Here is a 14,418-nt window from a genome sequence, read left to right as displayed (position 1 = left end):
TTCAGCTAGAGCATCAAATCATAGCATGGATCGCCAAGGCCGGTCCATTGCCGCAACTGCTGCACCATTTGGCGATGAAGGCGGCGGGAGCCAGCATTTCCAGCAAGGCAGGGCCAAGCGACACCTTGACTTTGGGGGGGGCTGATCGCTAAACGCGGACGGTCTATCCCGGCCGTCCAGCGCCGGAGTCCCGTGTTTTCCATACCGGGCGACTCTCCTTTTTCGTATTTCCAATCTTCATCTCTCGTCATCGGACTCAAGTCGAATGCACCTTAAAGACCTCAAGAAGAAATCACCCGCCGACCTGGTCACCACGGCGGAAGAACTGGGCGTCGAAGGCGCATCGACCCTGCGCAAACAGGACCTGATGTTCGCGATCCTCAAGGCTGAGGCGGAAAATGGCGAGCAGATCATGGGTGAGGGCACGATCGAAGTGCTGGCCGATGGCTTCGGCTTCCTCCGTTCGCCCGAAGCCAACTTCCTTGCCGGTCCCGACGACATCTATGTGTCGCCCAATCAGGTCCGCAAGTTCGGCCTGCGCACCGGTGACACGGTGGAAGGCGAAATCCGCGCGCCCAAGGATGGCGAGCGTTATTTCGCGCTGACGAAGCTTATCTCCGTCAACTTCGATGACCCGGATGTCGTCCGGCATCGCGTCAACTTCGACAACCTGACGCCGCTCTATCCGACCCAGAAGCTGGTGCTCGATACGCTCGACCCGACGGTCAAGGACAAGTCGGCCCGCGTCATCGACATCGTCTCGCCGCAGGGCAAGGGCCAGCGCGCCCTGATCGTCGCGCCGCCGCGCACCGGTAAGACCGTCCTGCTCCAGAACATCGCCAAGGCGATCACCGACAATCATCCCGAAGTCTTCCTGATCGTCCTTCTGATCGACGAGCGTCCGGAAGAAGTGACCGACATGCAGCGCAGCGTGAAGGGCGAGGTTGTGTCCTCAACCTTCGACGAACCCGCGCAGCGCCACGTGCAGGTCGCCGAAATGGTGCTCGAAAAGGCCAAGCGCCTCGTGGAACATAAGAAGGATGTGGTGATCCTGCTTGATTCGATCACCCGCCTCGGTCGTGCCTACAATACCGTCGTGCCCTCGTCGGGCAAGGTGCTGACGGGCGGCGTTGACGCCAATGCGCTCCAGCGTCCCAAGCGCTTCTTCGGTGCGGCGCGCAACATCGAAGAGGGCGGTTCGCTCTCCATCATCGCGACGGCCCTGATCGACACTGGCAGCCGCATGGACGAAGTCATCTTCGAAGAGTTCAAGGGCACCGGCAACTCGGAAATCGTGCTGGACCGCAAGGTCGCGGACAAGCGCATCTTCCCGGCGCTGGACGTCGGCAAGTCGGGCACCCGCAAGGAAGAGCTGCTGGTCGACAAGGCCAAGCTTTCCAAGATGTGGGTGCTGCGCCGTATCCTGATGCAGATGGGCACGGTCGATGCGATGGAATTCCTGCTCGACAAGATGAAGGATTCCAAGACCAACGAAGATTTCTTCGATTCGATGAACCAGTAAGCGGAGTTATATCAGGCCGTTATGATCGACCTTCTTACGACTGCCGCTGCCGCCGCGCAGGGTATGGGTTCGCCCGCCGATATTTGGGGGCATATCGTCAACGATTTCAGCAATATCGGTTCTCCGGCCGCCTTGTCGGCCTTTGGCCAGGTTCTGATGATCGACATCCTGCTGGCTGGCGACAATGCGATCGTCGTCGGCGCGCTTGCCGCTGGCCTGCCGGTGCAGCAGCGCCAGCGCGTCATCATGATCGGTATCATCGCCGCATTGGTGCTGCGTATCGGTTTTGCCCTAGTCGTGACGCAGTTGATGCAGATCGTCGGCCTGATCCTAGCCGGTGGCCTGCTGCTGCTGTGGGTCAGCTGGAAGATGTGGCGCGAACTGCACCCGAAGCGGGGTGCGGACACGCCGGACGATCCCAGCGACGATGACATATCGGGGCTGCGTCCTGCGAAGAGCTTCGCGGCTGCCGCTTGGGCTGTCGCCGTTGCCGACGTGTCGATGAGCCTGGACAATGTTCTGGCCGTGGCAGGCGCGGCGCGTGATCACCCTGGCATCCTGATCATCGGGCTTATCCTGTCGGTCGCTCTGATGGGTATCGCGGCGAACATCATCGCTAAATATATCGAGCGTTTCCGGTGGATCGCTTATCTGGGTCTGGCCGTCATCATCTATGTCGCCGTCAAGATGATCTATGAGGGTATTATCGACCATCAGGTCGGCATTCTGACCCTCTTTGTGTGATTGAGGCGAGCAGGGGCGGGCTTGAGCCCGTCACCTGCTCAACCCGTTTCAGACTTCTTCAGCGCGCCTATGGCACCAGGATGGTGCTGCCGACGGTCTGCCGTCCTTCCAGCGCGCGGTGGGCGTCAGCAGCTTCCGAAAGGGCGAAACGCTGGCCGATATGGGCGCGAACGACGCCCCTCAGCATGCGATCGAACAAGCGGTCACTGACATGCTTCAGTTCCTCCTGCGTCACGATATAGTCGAACAGGGTGGGGCGGGTCACATAGAGTGATCCGGCGCGACTGAGTTCCAGCAGGCTGACCGGCGGTACCGGGCCAGACGCATTGCCATAGCTCACCATCATGCCGCGCCGTTTGAGAGAGCCAAGCGACGCGCTCCAGCTATCCTTCCCCACGCCATCATAGACAACGTCTACACCCTGTCCGTCCGTAAGGGCGCGCACCCGGTCGGCAAGGTCCGGCAACGGGCAATGCAGGCTGTGGTCGGCTTGCACGGTTGCGGCCTTTTCTGCTGAACCGCTATGGGCGATGACCACGACGCCCTTGTCCCGAAGCCAAGGCACCAGCACGGAACCTACGCCACCCGCGGCTGCATGGACGAGAGCGACCTGACCCTGCCGCAGCGGCAATATATCCTCCGCAAGGAAGCAGGCGGTCATGCCCTTCAGCATCATCGCGGCGGCTTCATCCGTGCCGATTTCGTCTGGAATCCTTATGATGCGGTCGGCGGCGACCGTGCGATGGGTGGCATAGGCGCCCATACCGCCCGCCGAGCCAACCTTGTCGCCGATCGCCAGCCCGCTGACGCCCGGTCCCAAGGCCGCGACATAGCCCGCGCCTTCGACGCCGAGGGTGAGGGGGAGCGATGCTTCGTAGAGGCCCGACCGATGATAGGTGTCGATGAAGTTCAAGCCGATTGCATCTTGAGCGATCAGCACCTCACCCTCGGCCGGAGGCGCGGGATCGAAATACTCCCGCTCGATCACCTCCGGACCACCGGTCGCGCGGACGATCATGCGCCAAGCTCGTGTCATGGGCGGCGCGTCGGTCAGAGATGCGTGGCGAAGAAGTCGGTCGTGCGCTGATCGGCCAGTTGCGCGGCATCCTCCACCCGGCGCGCGCCCATTTCAGCGGCGAAGCCATGGTCGAGCCCCTCATAATCGTGAAGGGTCACGTGGCGATTGTCCTTCAGGCCGTCATGCATAGTCTTCTGGACTGCCGGTGGCACGAAGCCGTCAGCGGTGGGGATGTGCAGCAGGACGGGTTTGCCGATCGCATGCTGCTCGCCCAGAAGATTGTCGATGCCCACGCCATAATAGCCGACAAAGGCGTCGCCATCCGTCCGGCAGGCCGCCATGAAGGTCAGCCGCCCGCCAAGGCAATAGCCGACCACGCCGACCTTGCCTGTGCCACTCAGTTCGGCCCGAGCGAATTTGATCGCTGATTCAATGTCATAGATGGCGAGGTCCTGATCCAGCTTCTGCATGTGGCCGATTGCCGCCTGAAATTGTTCCGGAACGTCCGCATCCAGTTCGACATGCGCGGTGTCACGCCAGAACAGGTCGGGAGAAACCGCCAGATATCCTTGGCTGGCCCAATTGTCGCATTTGCGGCGAATGCCTTCGTTCACGCCGAAGATTTCCTGAATGACGATAATCGCCCCGCGCGGGGTTCCGTCGGGTCGAGCGACATAGGTGTCGAATTGCGCATCGCCCTCAAGGGTCGAAATCGGCGTAAATGATCCCATGGCGGATGTCCTTTCGTTCGCTGCACTGTGTTTGAGGATAAGCGGCTTTTGCAGAACCGCCAACGCTGCTGTGCCCAAATTATTTGCGTTCAGGGGCCATGTTGCGGCATGACGACGATCGCTGGCAATTGAAGGTGCGCAGGATGAAAGTAACGGTCGACGTAGATTGCACCCCAACCGAGGCGCGGGCCTTTTTGGGCCTGCCCGATGTCACACCCATTCACGACAAATATGTGAAAACCATGCTGGACAGCTTTGACGGCATTGCCAGCGCCGAACAGATGGAAACGATGTTCAAAAGTTTCTCTCCCTTGGGGGACGCGGGGATGCGGCTGTTCCGGCAGATGATGGACATCGGCCTTTCTGGCGTTGCTGGGAAGAATGGCGACAAGTCCTGATCCGTTAATGGCAGATACGATTTTCGCCCTGTCGAGTGGTGCGCCACCGGCAGGGATTGGGGTCATTCGGATAAGTGGCCCTGCTGCTGCTGCCGCCTTGCAGGACCTTGCGGGGCATCTTCCCGAACCCAGGCGGGCGCGGCTGGCGTTATTGAAGGACCCCCGCAACGGCGTGCCTCTCGATCGTGCGCTCATTCTCTGGTTTCCTCGCCCCGGCACTGCGACCGGAGAAGACCTGGCGGAGTTGCATTGCCATGGCGGGCGGGCCGTGGTTGCGGGGCTGGAGGATGCACTCAGGTCCTTTGAAGGCGTGCGGCAGGCCCAGCCGGGTGAGTTTACGCGCCGGGCCTTTATGAATGGGCGCATGGATCTCAATGAGGTTGAGGGGCTGGCCGATCTTCTTGCCGCCGAAACCCAGCAGCAACGGCGCGCGGCTCTGCTCATGTCCGAGGGGCATTTTTCTCGTCGGCTGGAGCGGTGGCAAAGGAGCTTGCTCGATCTTTCCGCCATGGCCGAGGCGGCGCTCGATTTTTCCGATGAGGATGATGTCCCTGAACATGGGGCCGAGGAACGTATCGGTTCGGGCATAGCTAGGCTCATCGGGGAGGTGCGGTCTGTGCTGAGTGCACCTTCGGCCGAGCGTTTGCGGGATGGCATTCGGGTGGTGCTGGCCGGGCCGCCCAATGCGGGGAAGTCCACGCTGTTGAATGCGCTGGTGGGGCGGGAGGCGGCGATTGTGTCCGATGTGGCGGGCACGACGCGCGACCGCATAGAAGTGCCCGCAGCGCTCGGCGGCACGGCTTTCCTATTTACCGATACCGCTGGTTTGAGAGAGGCGACATCGGACGTCATCGAAGCGATCGGGATGGACCGGGCTCGCGCGGCGCTGGACAGTGCCGACATCATCCTTTGGCTTGGCGACGCGGCCGAGGCACCAAGCCCCGACGCGATTATTGTCGGTGCCCAATGTGACCGGCATGCGGTGACAAATGGCTTGCCCATATCGGCGGTGACGGGCGAGGGGATGGAGACCCTCATCGCATTGCTTTTGGAGCGAGCGGCCGCCTTGCTGCCGGGGGTAAGCGAATATGCTCTGCACGAAAGGCAGCGGGAGGGTGTTGCGCTGCTCGTCGGTCATTTGGAAAACGCCTTGCCGCAGTCAGACCTTCTCATTGTCGCTGAAGAGCTTCGGCATGCGCGTGCGGCCATCGACGCGCTGACGGGGCGGGCAAGCACCGAGCATATGCTCGACCGGCTCTTTGCAGGATTTTGCATCGGCAAATGACCGCTGTTCCACGTGGAACAGTTTTGACCGCGAGGCCCCAATTCTGATAAGGGCGCGGCATGCAGACAGCTTTTGACGTGATAGTGGTGGGCGGCGGCCATGCCGGGTGTGAGGCTGCGGCTGCGGCTGCTCGCAAGGGGGCGCGGGTTGCGCTCCTCACCTTCGAAAAGGAAACGGTGGGGGCAATGTCATGCAACCCGGCGATCGGCGGGTTGGGCAAAGGTCATTTGGTGCGCGAGGTTGATGCGCTGGATGGCTTGATAGCGCGTGCCGCCGATGCCGCCGCGATACATTATCGGATGTTGAACAGCAGCAAAGGCGCCGCCGTTCAGGGGCCGCGCGTGCAGGCCGATCGATCACATTATCGGGCCGCCATTCACCGCATGATCGATGCGCAGCGCGGGATCGAAATCATCGAGGGTGAGGCTACGGCGCTGCTGCTGAGGAATGGCGAGGTCGAAGGGCTGGAGCTGGCAGACGGACGCCGCTTGTCCGCGCCAGCCATCGTGTTGGCAACGGGCACATTTCTGGGCGGCAAATTATTCCGGGGCGAGGAGACGCTGACGGGCGGTCGAACCGGGGAGCGCGCGGCAACTGTATTGGGAGTTCAGCTTCGTGGGCTGGGCCTGCCCATCGCACGGCTGAAGACGGGGACCCCGCCGAGGCTGGATGGGCGGTCGATAAATTGGGGGGGGCTGGGGGAGCAGCCGTCTGACGGTGGCGATTGGACCATGTCCGCCATCTCCGCAGGGCGGCAGCTTCCGCAGTTGAGCTGCGCGATCACGCGTACCAATGAGGCGACCCACGCGATCATCCGTGGGGGGCTGGGGCGCTCGCCATTGTTCAGCGGGGCGATTGAGGGGCGCGGTCCTCGATACTGCCCTTCGATCGAGGACAAAGTGATCCGCTTCGGTGATCGTGACGGACATCAGATCTTTCTGGAGCCGGAAGGGCTGGGAAGCCATTTGGTTTATCCCAATGGGATCAGCACCTCCCTGCCTGCCGATGTGCAGGAGCAGATGGTCAGGTCGATGGTGGGGCTGGAGTGTGCCGAGATTGTGGTGCCGGGCTATGCGGTCGAATATGATTATATCGATCCGCGCGCATTGGACCACAGTCTGGAGATGCGAGAGGTCCCCGGCCTGTTCTGCGCAGGGCAGATAAATGGCACCACGGGCTATGAGGAAGCGGCGGCCCAAGGGCTGGTCGCCGGTGTGAATGCGGCGGCGCGTGCCAAGGGTGATGCGCCGATGATCCTCGATCGGGCGAGCAGTTATATCGGCGTCATGGTCGATGACCTGGTGCTGCAAGGCGTGACTGAGCCGTACCGCATGCTGACTGCGCGGGCGGAGTATCGATTGCGCCTTCGAGCGGACAATGCCGTGAGTAGGCTGGCAGACGTTGGTCGGGTGCATGGCATATTGGGCGAGGATCGGCTCGCTCATTATGATCGGCGGGCTTCGCAGCGCGCCAGTGTGGGTGAGGAGCTGGGGCAGCAGCTGAGCGCCACTCAGCTTGCCCGCGCGGGTGCGAATGTCCGGCAGGATGGCTCGCGAAGAACGTTGTTTGAGTGGGCGCGGTTTCCGGAAGTCCAGCGGGAATTACTGTTCGCTTTGGCGCCGTCGCTCACATCAGTGGACGAGAGTGTGCGAGACGAAATCCTGGAGGACGCTCATTACGCTCCGTATCTCGAACGCCAAGCGGCAGAGATTGCTGCCTTGCGTCGCGACGAGCGGGTGTCGATCCCGGCCGACTTTGACTTCGGGGCAATCGGTGGACTGTCGAGCGAGATGATCGAGAGGCTTGATAAGGCTCGCCCCGATACGCTGGCGGCTGCGGGCCGCATTCGGGGCATTACTCCAGCGGCCTTGGCGGCGTTGCTGGTACATGTTCGGCGTCAAGCCGCATGACGGAGGATGAAGCGAAAGCATGGCTGGAGCAGCATTTCCCCGTTTCACGTGAAACATGGGAGAAGCTGGACGGCTATGTGCAAATCTTGCTGTCCGAGATGGATCAGCAGAATTTGATTGCAGAGTCCACGCGTGATCATGTCTGGGCGAGGCATATTGCGGATTCGGCTCAGCTTCTCACATTGGCCGATAGCGCGGGTGAGGGTCTTTGGATCGACCTCGGATCGGGAGCGGGTTTGCCCGCAATCGTGATCGCCCTCTTGAGCGACCGGCCCGTGCTGATGATAGAATCGCGGCGTAAAAGAATAGATTTCCTGAATGAGGTGATCGACAGTGTCGGCATCAAGAATGCCCAAGTTTACGGCGGACGGGTGGAAGGTGCTTCCTCAAAGGCGGCGGCGGTAATCAGTGCGCGCGCTTACGCTCCGTTGGAGCGCCTCTTCCCCTCGGCGCTCCATTTGTCCGATAATCGAACCCTTTGGGTGTTGCCAAAGGGGCGTAATGCGCAGAATGAACTGGAGGCGGCGCGATCCTCGTGGCAAGGTGTGTTTCACGCGGAACGCAGCATCACTGACCCGGAAAGCGCAATCATCATAGCGCAGTCGGTAGCGCCAAGGGGCAAGAAAGGTCGCAAATGATCCGTATCGCCATTGCGAATCAAAAGGGTGGGGTGGGGAAGACCACAACGGCGATCAACTTGGCAACCGGGCTTGCCGCTACTGGCCTGAGAGTGTTGTTGATCGACCTTGATCCACAAGGGAATGCTTCAACAGGATTGGGGGTCCATCAATCCGATCGCACCTGGTCAAGCTACGACTTGCTCGTCGGGAATTGCGCCATTGAAGATGCGATCCTGCCGACCCGCGTGCCTAAACTCGACATCATCGCGGCGACGCAGGACTTGTCGGGGGCCGAGATCGAGCTGATCGAATATGAGGAACGGACCCATCGACTGGAGCGGGTTCTCAGCGAAGCGCAAGCGGGAAGGTGGGATATCTGCCTCATCGATTGTCCGCCTTCACTCGGCCTTTTGACCATCAATGCTATGGTGGCTGCCCAATCCTTGCTCGTTCCGCTTCAGTGTGAATTCTTCGCGCTGGAAGGCCTGTCCCAGCTGTTGCAAACGGTGGAGCGCATTCGCGGCCGCTTCAATCCGGGGCTTTCGATCATGGGTGTGGCGCTGACCATGTATGATCGGCGTAATCGCCTTACCGATCAAGTCGCGGATGATGTCCGCGCCTGTCTGGGCGACTTGGTGTTCTCGACGGTTATTCCGCGGAATGTCCGGCTTTCGGAAGCGCCAAGCCATGGCGTTCCGGCGCTCATCTACGACTTCCGCTGTTCTGGTTCGGAGGCCTATATGCGCCTCGCCCGTGAACTGATTTCGCGTCTGCCCCCACAGGAGGTTGCGGCTTGAGCAACGAGAATGATGAAAAGCTGAAGGTTATCAAGCGTCCCCATGGACTGGGACGGGGCCTTTCAGCGCTGCTGGGCGACGTAACGAGAGAAGAGCCGGTCGCACCACAGGCCGTTTCCGCTTCGACCAAGGCTATTCAGAGCATCGAAGTCGCTTTGATCCAGCCGCATCCGGAGCAGCCTCGCCGTCATTTTGACGAAGGTGCCTTGGCCGAGCTGGCGGATAGCATCGGCAAGCGTGGCGTGATTCAACCGATCATCGTGCGTCCCCATGGTGGCGGATTTCAGATCGTTGCGGGGGAGCGACGGTGGCGGGCGGCGCAGCGTGCGCAATTGCACCGCATTCCGGCCATTGTCCGAGATTTTGACGAAGCTGAAACGCTGGAAATCGCGCTGGTCGAGAATATCCAGCGCGAAGACCTGAACCCGATCGAAGAGGCGGAAGCCTATCGCAAGCTGATTGCGGACTTCAATCACAGCCAGGAAGCGCTCGGACGGATCGTTGGCAAATCGCGCAGCCACATCGCCAATCTTATTCGGTTGCTCGATCTTCCGGATTCGGTGCAGCAACAGGTCGTTGAGCAGAAGCTGTCGATGGGGCACGCTCGGGCGCTGATCGGCGCGCCGGATTGTGAGACGCTCGCAAAGACCGTGGAGGCCAAGGGCCTGTCGGTGCGCGATACCGAGGACTTGGTGCGCCGCTCGAAAAAGGGGGAAGGGGCGGCGCCGCGAGGCCGGGCCTCGTCGGGACTGGTCAGCAAGGATCCCGATATCGCGGCGCTCGAACAGCATCTTGCCGATATTCTTGGCGTCAAAGTGGACATTGGACATGGGGAGGGCGCGGGCGGCACGCTGTCGTTGCGTTATTCGACGCTCGACCAGCTCGACATGCTGTGCCAGCGCCTGTCCGGCGAGCGTATCTGAACAGGCAAGCGTGGCATGATCCGCCGCGCGCCACTGGCATCTGACGAGGGTCTTGCCCAGAGCATGACCCGATCAAAACTGCATGGGATCATGCTCTATTTTTATTGCGGCGCTGTCTGAGTCGGCAGGCACGCCGCCTTGCCTCGGAAATGCTCGGTTTAACTCTTGTTTTCCGCATTTTCCGGGCGAGCGGGTGATACCACCTGCCTGGAAAATGCTCTAGATTGCCGCGATGGCTGACATACAATCCGCAAATGCTTCCGCGCCCATTGTCGTTCGACGTCAGGACTATAGGCCGCCCGACTGGCTCGTCCCCGAGATTGAGCTGGACTTCCTTTTGGACCCCGCGCGCACGACGGTAAGGGCAAGGCTGAGCGTCAGCCGCAATGGTGCGCATGATCGCGCGCTGAGGCTGGACGGAGATGAACTGACGCCCGTCGAAGTAAAGGTGGATGGCCGCGCCCTCGGCTCGGGCGAGTGGAAGATGGATGGCGGCACCTTGATTATCCCGCTTTCGGGCGGGGTTCATCAGGTGGAAACGCTGGTGGAGCTTGCTCCTGAGCATAACAGCAAGCTGATGGGCCTTTATGCCAGCGGCGGGCTGCTTTGCACCCAATGTGAGGCGGAGGGATTTCGTCGGATCACCTTCTTCCCGGATCGACCGGACATCCTCTCCCGCTATTCCGTTCGAATGGAGGCGGACAAAGCGCGCTATCCGATCCTGCTTTCCAACGGTGATCCGGTCGGGCGGGGCGAACTTTCCGGCGGACGGCATTGGGCACGCTGGACCGATCCGTACCCCAAACCCTGCTATCTCTTCGCGCTGGTTGCGGGCGACCTTGCCTGCAACAGCGACAGCTTCGTGACGATGAGTGGGCGCGAGGTGAAGCTGGGCATCTGGGTGAAGGAAGCTGATCTACCGCGCACGGGCCATGCCATGCAGGCGTTGAAGAACAGCATGGCGTGGGATGAGCGCGTCTATGGTCGCGAATATGACCTGGACGTCTTCAACATCGTCGCCGTGGCGGACTTCAACTTCGGCGCGATGGAGAATAAGGGCCTTAACATATTCAATTCGCGCTACATTCTGGCCGATCCCGAGACCGCGACGGATACCGATTATGACGGCGTCGAAGGGGTGGTGGCGCATGAATATTTCCACAACTGGTCAGGAAATCGCGTCACCTGCCGGGACTGGTTCCAGTTGTCGTTGAAGGAGGGTTTCACCGTCTTTCGCGATCAGAACTTTTCGGCGGACATGGGTAGCGAGGCTGTCAAGCGCATCGAGGACGTGCGGGTGCTGCGCGCGGCGCAATTTCAGGAAGATGCAGGCCCGCTTGCCCATCCGGTCAGGCCGGAATCCTACATGGAAATCAGCAACTTCTATACCGCGACCATCTACAACAAGGGCGCTGAACTGATCAGGATGATCGCGCTGATGCTGGGGCCAGATCGCTTCCGCACCGCGACCGACCTCTATTTCGAGCGGCACGATGGCGAGGCGGCGACGTGCGAGGATTTCGTCCGGGCGATGGAAGAGGGGGGCGGGGTCGACCTTACCCAGTTCCGCCGCTGGTATGAGCAGGCCGGAACGCCGCATGTCCGGGCGAGCCTGACGCATGATCCCGTCACCCAGACCGCTGAGCTGCTGTTGGAGCAAAGCACGCCGCCGACGCCGGGCCAGCCGGAAAAGCTTCCGTTCGCGCTCCCGCTTCGGACAGCCTTGTTCGATCGCGGTAGTGGCGGAAGCGCGGGGGAGACACTGTTGATGCTGACGGAGAAGCAGCAGCGCTTCACCTTCAAGAACTGTGTTGCTGCGCCCATTCTGTCGATCAATCGTGGCTTCTCAGCGCCGGTGATCGTCGAAACAGACAGGAGCCAGGCCGATCTGGCTTTCCTGTCCGCGCATGATGACGATCCCTTCGCCCGCTATGAAGCGATGCAGCAGTTGATGGTCAATGCCTTGGTTGGCCATGTGGCTGGGCAGGCGTTGGACGCGGCGGCAATCATCACGGCGATCCGGGATACCGTCACCGACCCGCATCTTGATGGGGCGTTCATCGCGGAAGCCATTCGACTGCCGAGCGAGGCCTATCTGGGCGATCAGATGGCGCAGGTCGATCCGGATGCCATCCATGAGGCACGCGATGCGTTGCAGCGCCGGATCGGCCGGGAGCTGGAGCCCCTCTGGCGCGATGTGCACGCGCGAAACAGGGCGAACGGCTTTTCGCTGTCCTCGGCGGCGAAGGGCGCGCGCAAGCTGCGCAACGGCGCCCTGGTCTATCTGGTCGCTTCAGGCGCGGCGGATGGGGCGACGCTGGCCTTCTCCCAATTTGACGAAGCCGATAACATGACGGAGCGGCAATCGGCTCTCGCGACCCTTGCCAACGGTCGCAGCGACGCGCGGGAGGCGGCGCTCGACATCTTCTATAACCGCTACAGGGATGATCCGCTGACGCTCGACAAGTGGTTCCAGACGCAGGCTTTTGCTTCCCACCCTGATACCGTCGATATGGTGGAGGAATTGGGGCGGCATCCCGATTTCACCCTGGCCAATCCCAACCGGGTCCGTTCGCTTTTTGGCGCGTTCGCCGGTAACCAGTGGGCGTTCCATCACCGATCGGGCAAGGGCTATCGGCTTGTTGCCGACTGCATCATCGCGCTCGACAAGCTCAATCCGCAGACCGCCGCGCGGTTGGTGCCGCCGCTGGGGCGGTGGCGGCGTTTCGACGAGGGAAGGGCTGCCCTGATGCGCGGCGAGTTACAGAGAATATTGGGTCAACCGGGCCTGTCGAAGGACGTCACCGAGCAGGTGAGCAAGAGCCTCGACTAAGGCGGAATGCGCCATGCCGATACAGGTTCAGCATGGCGTGTCGTCCCTTAGCGCCCGCTGGCCGCCAGCCATGCCGCGACGTCGGCAGCCACCTTGTTAGCTGCGCTGTTGAGCGGAGCGCCAATGGTCGTCGCATCGATCTTGCCACCTATGGGGGCGCTCGCCGTGAACCGCTGGCGCGCGATCGCGGTGCCGCCGGGTCCCGCAAGGATAGCGTCATAGGTGACAACGGCGCTGTTGCTTGCTTCATCCAGGCCGAAATCGACCAAGTCACCCATCAACCGCTGGCCCGCATCGGCCGAATATTGACCGGGATCGAGCACGATGCGGTTGCTGCTGGCGGCGATCGTTTCGGACAGCAGCTTCTGGAACAGGTGACGCGGTGTGTCGGCCCACTGCACCTTGGTGACATAGGCGATCGATGTCGGTGACGTGCGCACCGGAACGCGTACGGTGTCGAGGAGCTTGGGCGCTTCCGGATCGGCAACCGTGATAGTTGTTCCTGCGGTCGCGCTGCGGAGCGTGCCCGGAGCGACCTTCTGCGCCGCGTCAAGTGACAGCAGCCGTTCCGGCGGCTTCCCGCCGAAGGAAACGCAGCCTGACAGCGTCGCGGCGAGCGCCAGCATGATGGGAAGGGCGGCAGGTTTCTTGTGGAACGTCATCGCGGTCCCTCTCATCGCTTGTAATCGGGCAGTTTGGGCGATCCAACGATCGACCCCGCGCCCTGTTGATCGAGTTTTTCGGCAACGCCGCGGAAGGCGCGCGACATTTCCCGCAGGTCGCGGACCAGCTGATTGACTTCAGGCATGGTCTGGTTGCTGAACGCACGCACGCCCGGTTGTGCTTCGGCGATCGTCTTGTCGAGCGTTTCGATGCTGCGGGTCGCGGACTGCACGCTCTTGCGCAAGTCGGCCATCAGCGGCTTGCCTTCGTCGGTCAGCATCGAGTCGGTGGTCGCGGCGAGCTTGCCGATCTGTTCCGCCGCGATGCCCGTGCGCTGGACCGCGATGCGCGCTTCGGCAAGGGTGGCTGCAATTTCCGGGCTGCGATCGGCGAGGGCGCCCGACACACGTTCGACATTGGCGAGGATGCCCGCGATCGATTGCTGGTTCTTGTCGTTCAGCAGTTCGGTCAGACGCTCGGTCAGTGTCGAGAGTCGCTCCAGCAGTTGTGGCGCGTTGTTCAACAGTTCGCCAAGCGCCCCTGGCTTGGTCGGAATGACCGGAATGCCGTCAGGGCAGGCGGACAGGGGATTTTCCTCAGGGCAGCCGATGGGCGGCGCACCCTTTACGGCGCCGTCCAGCACGATCTCGCTGACGCCGGTGAAGCCGACGCCCGCGATGGTGGCGGTGGTGCCTTGAAGAACGGGCGTGCCTTCCTTCACCGAAATGCGCACCTTTACGAAGCTGGGGTCGCGTTTCCACAGCTCGATCTTTTCGACCTGTCCGGAAGGAACGCCGGAATAATTGACGCTCGATCCCTTGGCGAGGCCGTTCACCGACTGTTTGAAGAAGATGTCATATTCCATGTTGTCGCCTTCGGAGAGGCGAGAGAACCAGAAGGCGGCGATCATGATCGCTGCCAGCAGCAGCAATGTGACCGTGCCCACCAGCACATGGTTGGAGCGGGTTTCCATT

At 61.5% G+C, this 14,418-nt stretch carries 13 protein-coding genes; 9 read left to right on the top strand and 4 right to left on the bottom strand.

What is annotated here, in order from left to right:
• Window positions 1-265 precede the first annotated feature (265 nt).
• On the top strand, window positions 266-1,522 hold the full coding sequence (rho, locus tag ACZ5TH_RS11250; protein ID WP_449474510.1) for a transcription termination factor Rho: 1,257 nt from the start codon (window positions 266-268) through the stop codon (window positions 1,520-1,522).
• A gap of 21 nt (window positions 1,523-1,543) precedes the next feature.
• On the top strand, window positions 1,544-2,266 hold the full coding sequence (locus ACZ5TH_RS11245) for a YjbE family putative metal transport protein (protein WP_449474509.1): 723 nt from the start codon (window positions 1,544-1,546) through the stop codon (window positions 2,264-2,266).
• Between the two features lie 67 nt (window positions 2,267-2,333).
• Here ACZ5TH_RS11245 and ACZ5TH_RS11240 read toward each other — a convergent pair whose 3' ends face one another.
• Both ACZ5TH_RS11240 and ACZ5TH_RS11235 read right to left on the bottom strand, forming a co-directional pair.
• Window positions 2,334-3,302 (bottom strand): quinone oxidoreductase family protein, encoded by a 969-nt coding sequence (locus tag ACZ5TH_RS11240; RefSeq protein WP_464793961.1) that lies wholly within the window; start codon window positions 3,300-3,302, stop codon window positions 2,334-2,336.
• Between the two features lie 14 nt (window positions 3,303-3,316).
• On the bottom strand, window positions 3,317-4,015 hold the full coding sequence (locus tag ACZ5TH_RS11235) for a dienelactone hydrolase family protein (protein WP_464793960.1): 699 nt from the start codon (window positions 4,013-4,015) through the stop codon (window positions 3,317-3,319).
• 143 nt (window positions 4,016-4,158) lie between these two features.
• On the opposite strand from ACZ5TH_RS11235, the gene ACZ5TH_RS11230 reads away from it, so the two are divergent.
• The 7 genes from ACZ5TH_RS11230 (at window position 4,159) to pepN (ending at window position 12,781) form a co-directional block, all read left to right on the top strand.
• Window positions 4,159-4,413 (top strand): DUF6489 family protein, encoded by a 255-nt coding sequence (locus tag ACZ5TH_RS11230; RefSeq protein ID WP_196226641.1) that lies wholly within the window; start codon window positions 4,159-4,161, stop codon window positions 4,411-4,413.
• 7 nt (window positions 4,414-4,420) lie between these two features.
• Window positions 4,421-5,698, top strand: coding sequence for a tRNA uridine-5-carboxymethylaminomethyl(34) synthesis GTPase MnmE (gene mnmE / locus ACZ5TH_RS11225; RefSeq protein ID WP_464793959.1), 1,278 nt, complete (start codon window positions 4,421-4,423; stop codon window positions 5,696-5,698).
• 59 nt (window positions 5,699-5,757) lie between these two features.
• The gene (mnmG, locus tag ACZ5TH_RS11220; protein WP_464793958.1) at window positions 5,758-7,608 is read left to right on the top strand and encodes a tRNA uridine-5-carboxymethylaminomethyl(34) synthesis enzyme MnmG; all 1,851 of its coding nucleotides are present in this window, start codon (window positions 5,758-5,760) and stop codon (window positions 7,606-7,608) included.
• Window positions 7,605-8,246 (top strand): 16S rRNA (guanine(527)-N(7))-methyltransferase RsmG, encoded by a 642-nt coding sequence (gene rsmG / locus ACZ5TH_RS11215; RefSeq protein WP_464793957.1) that lies wholly within the window; start codon window positions 7,605-7,607, stop codon window positions 8,244-8,246. The genes mnmG and rsmG overlap by 4 nt, the downstream gene beginning before the upstream one ends.
• Entirely contained in the window at window positions 8,243-9,025 is a 783-nt protein-coding gene (locus ACZ5TH_RS11210) for a ParA family protein (protein ID WP_449474503.1), read from the top strand. Before rsmG ends, ACZ5TH_RS11210 begins: the two co-directional genes overlap by 4 nt.
• Window positions 9,022-9,948, top strand: coding sequence for a ParB/RepB/Spo0J family partition protein (locus ACZ5TH_RS11205; protein WP_464793956.1), 927 nt, complete (start codon window positions 9,022-9,024; stop codon window positions 9,946-9,948). The genes ACZ5TH_RS11210 and ACZ5TH_RS11205 overlap by 4 nt, the downstream gene beginning before the upstream one ends.
• A gap of 232 nt (window positions 9,949-10,180) precedes the next feature.
• Window positions 10,181-12,781 carry an aminopeptidase N gene (gene pepN, locus ACZ5TH_RS11200; RefSeq protein WP_464793955.1) on the top strand — a complete coding sequence of 867 codons (2,601 nt, stop codon included), beginning with the start codon at window positions 10,181-10,183 and terminating at the stop codon, window positions 12,779-12,781.
• Between the two features lie 47 nt (window positions 12,782-12,828).
• Here the strand turns inward: pepN and ACZ5TH_RS11195 are convergent, their stop codons facing one another.
• Window positions 12,829-13,443, bottom strand: a complete 615-nt coding sequence (locus ACZ5TH_RS11195) for an ABC-type transport auxiliary lipoprotein family protein (protein WP_464793954.1) — start codon at window positions 13,441-13,443, stop codon at window positions 12,829-12,831.
• Window positions 13,444-13,454: 11 nt separating this feature from the next.
• Complete coding sequence (locus tag ACZ5TH_RS11190; protein ID WP_464793953.1) at window positions 13,455-14,417, bottom strand: MlaD family protein; 963 nt, start codon at window positions 14,415-14,417, stop codon at window positions 13,455-13,457.
• Between the last annotated feature and the right edge of the window lies 1 nt (window position 14,418).

This window comes from Sphingobium sp. TomTYG73 (genome assembly GCF_055394245.1).
This window is presented reverse-complemented; position numbering and strand designations above follow the sequence as displayed.